At 72.6% G+C, this 3,168-nt stretch carries 3 protein-coding genes and 1 pseudogene; 3 read left to right on the plus strand and 1 reads right to left on the minus strand.

What is annotated here, in order from left to right; all coding sequences use genetic code 11:
* Nucleotides 1–821: ISAs1 family transposase (locus KBA23_RS16460; RefSeq protein WP_290743270.1), on the minus strand; the 821-nt coding region annotated here is incomplete at its 3' end.
* On the opposite strand from KBA23_RS16460, the gene KBA23_RS16465 reads away from it, so the two are divergent.
* From KBA23_RS16465 to KBA23_RS16475, 3 genes and pseudogenes are all read left to right on the plus strand, one after another.
* On the plus strand, nucleotides 802–1,563 hold the full coding sequence (locus KBA23_RS16465) for a CoA pyrophosphatase (RefSeq protein ID WP_366935328.1): 762 nt from the start codon (nucleotides 802–804) through the stop codon (nucleotides 1,561–1,563). The two genes, KBA23_RS16460 and KBA23_RS16465, sit on opposite strands and share 20 nt — an antisense overlap.
* Nucleotides 1,564–1,660: 97 nt before the next feature.
* The gene (locus KBA23_RS16470; RefSeq protein WP_290743272.1) at nucleotides 1,661–2,845 is read left to right on the plus strand and encodes a CCA tRNA nucleotidyltransferase; all 1,185 of its coding nucleotides are present in this window, start codon (nucleotides 1,661–1,663) and stop codon (nucleotides 2,843–2,845) included.
* A gap of 102 nt (nucleotides 2,846–2,947) precedes the next feature.
* Nucleotides 2,948–3,168 (plus strand): annotated as a pseudogene (locus KBA23_RS16475) (nuclear transport factor 2 family protein); the annotation flags it as partial.

Below are 3,168 nucleotides of genomic sequence, written 5' to 3' on the forward strand. Positions count from 1 at the left end.
TCCGCTTCTGGGACTATCTCGGCGACCGCCTCCGCATCCCCGGCGCACCCACCATTCCCGCCTTGGATCACCTCATCCGCCAAGCCGCCCTCGCGTAGAGCCGCCCGGCCTTTTGCTCCGGCTACGTGCCGGCGCAGCTCGATGCGCCCGTGTTCGGCGTCCGTGGTCACGAAGGCGGGGAGCGGCTCGGGCGGGTTGTCGAAGAACGCCGCGACCTCGGCGTGCATCGCCGGACGGTTATCCTCGAGCGCGAAGAGGTAGTCGCCGCCCTGCGCCAGCACCTGCGCCGCGGTCTCGGTCTGCGCGTGCAGCGCGTCGCCGGTCACCAGGAGGCCGTCGAGCGCCAGCGTCGCCAGGAGCGCCCGGGCCGCGAGGATCTCGTTCTCGCCGTCGGCGACCGCCTTCTGCCCGATCGCCACCCGCGCGCCGGTCCCGAAGGCGGTGACCAGATGCAGGGCCGAGCGGCCGGCGGCGCGGTCGAACGACCGGCGCAGGGTCTTGCCGTCGATCGCCAGAACCCCGGCTCCCCCGGTCCCGAGGTCGTCGATGAACGCCTCGAAGGCACGGCCGAACGCCTCCGGGTCGAGCAACCGAAAGACGCGGCTGAATGTGTCGTGGCTGGGCAAGCCATTCTCGAGGCTCAGGAATTCACGCAAGAGCGGCTCACGGTCCTCGGCGAACTCGGCGAAGTCCACGCAGGTTTCCGCGCCGCAAACCGACGCCACCAGCGCGATCGTCAGGATGTCGAGCAGGCCATGCCGCTGGGCATTGCCCCGCCGCGGGTCGGGGATCTCCCCGAGAATGTCGATCAACAACGCCATCGGACCCTCCTTCGGAGCCAATGGCAGAATCCAGATCAGCCTGAAACGGAAGCCCTATTTCTCAAATGCGATTCCCCTGCCCGCATTCGCGCCGTCCTACCTTGCGCCCCCGGCGGAGCCGGGCCATGTCTCGACGATGGACCGGAGCCTTCTCGACGCTGAAAGCATCGCCATGGCGCTGCGCGCGCCGGAGGGGCGGTCTTCGGACTATGACCTCGACCCGGAGATGCGGCCTCCGGGAGTGACCGGACTCCGGCCCGCGTCGGTGCTGATCCCGCTCTTGGAGCGGGGACCGCAGCTCGCGGTCGTACTGACCCGGCGTGCGGCGCGGCTCGCGCATCATCCGGGCCAGGTCGCGTTTCCCGGCGGCAAGCAGGATCCCGGCGACGCCGACGCCATGGCGGCCGCCTTGCGGGAGGCCGAGGAGGAGATAGGGTTGCCGCCGAGTTCCGTCCGCGTCCTCGGCGCGCTCCCGCCGCACGAAACGGTGACGAGCTTTCGGGTCACGCCGTTCGTGGGGCTCGTCGCCGGCCCGTTCACGCCGCGTATCGAGCGTGGCGAGGTGGACGAGATCTTCGAGGCGCCGCTCGGTTTCCTCCTCGATCCGGCGAACCTGCAAGTCCATGGCCGACGCTGGCACGGCCGGTGGCGGCAGTACTACGCGATCCCCTACGGCCCGCACTACATCTGGGGGGCGACGGCGCGGATGCTGAAGTCGCTCTCCGATGGCCTCGCGCCATGATCGGGCCCGCCGCGACGCGCGCCCGACGGCCGGCCCGGTCAGGCGCCTCGGGCTTGCCTCCTGGCGTCCGGCCGGGCGACGGCCGGACAGAGGGCGCATGATCCGGATCGACGCGGCATGGCTCCATGCGACCGGCCCGCGCGCGGTCTGCGCTGCGCTGGAGGAAGCCGGGCGGCAGGCGCTTTTTGTCGGCGGCTGCGTGCGCGACGCGCTTCTCGGACGGGTTCCGACCGATATCGACGTGGCCACCGACGCCCGGCCGGCGGAGGTGATGGCGCTCGCCGAGGCCGCGGGGTTGCGGGCCGTGCCGACGGGCGTCGAGCACGGCACCGTCACGGTGGTCCATGCCGGCGTCCCGGTCGAGGTCACCACCTTCCGCCGCGACGTCGAGACCTTCGGGCGTCGGGCGGTCGTCGCCTTTTCCGACGACGTCGCCGAGGATGCGCGGCGTCGCGACTTCACCATGAACGCGCTCTATGCCCGTCCGGACGGGACGGTGGTCGATCCGCTGGGGGGGCTGGGCGATCTGCGGGCCCGGCATGTGCGGTTCGTCGGCGATGCCGGGACGCGGATCGCCGAGGACCACCTGCGCATCCTGCGGTTCTTCCGCTTCCATGCCTGGTTCGGCGCGCCCGGAAGCGGCATCGACCCCGAGGGGCTCGCGGCCTGCGCCGCCGGGGCAGGGGGCATTGAACGGCTGTCGCGGGAACGCGTCGGGGCGGAGATGGCGAAGCTCCTCGCCGCGCCCGACCCTGCGGCGGCTCTCGCGGCCATGCAGGCGAGCGGCGTGCTCGGTCGCGTCCTGCCGGGCGCCGACCCGCGCGCGATCGGGCCGCTCGTCGATGTCGAGGCCGGATTCGGCCGACCGCCGGGCTGGCTCCGCCGTCTCGCGGCGCTCGGCTCGGGGGCAGACGGACCTGCGTCGGACTGGCCGGCGCGCCTCCGGCTCTCGCGCGCCGACGCCCGCACGCTGGCCGCGACCGTCGTCGCCGTCGAGGCCCCGCTCGCGCCGGCCGCCGCCGCGTTCCGCTTCGGCCCCGATGTCGCGCGCGACGCCGCCCTGATCCGCGCGGCGCGGGAGGGGGTGGCGCCGCCGGCGGAGCTGGAGACGGAGCTGGCCCGCGGCGCCGCGGCGTCCCTGCCGGTGCGCGCCGACGACTTGCCGTTCACCGGCAAGGCGGTCGGCGAGGCGCTCCGCCGCGCGGAAACGGCCTGGCTCGCCTCGGACCTCCGCCTTTCCCGCGGGGATGTCCTCGCCGCGGCCCGTTCGTCCGACGCGTAGCCGAGGGGCCGCCGGTATCCTCGCGCTGGCTGCGTTCGGCGCTTCCCGAATCGGCGCGATGAGGGTAGGGTGCGAACATTAAGCGAACATCCGGAGGATCCGATGTCTGTCGAAACGCTCAGGGCGACGGCCGAAAGGCTGGTGGCCAATTGCCGCGAGGGCCGCGAATTGCAGGGTCTCGACGAACTCTACGACCCGAAGGCGGTCTCGGTCGAAGCCATGGACATGGTCGGGCCCGGCTCGGCCGTCTCCGACGGCATCGCGGCGATCAGGGCCAAGCACGACTGGTGGAACGGCGCCTTCGAGGTCACCGGCGGCAAGAT

The organism is Amaricoccus sp. (assembly GCF_017995835.1).
In the GTDB taxonomy this organism is placed as follows: Bacteria; Pseudomonadota; Alphaproteobacteria; order Rhodobacterales; family Rhodobacteraceae; genus Amaricoccus.

Bases quoted from the DNA above. Each gene is read 5' to 3' on its own strand.
- KBA23_RS16465 (WP_366935328.1), top strand. From the start codon at position 802: ATGTCGATCAACAACGCCATCGGACCCTCCTTCGGAGCCAATGGCAGA.
- KBA23_RS16470 (WP_290743272.1), top strand. From the start codon at position 1,661: ATGATCCGGATCGACGCGGCATGGCTCCATGCGACCGGCCCGCGCGCG.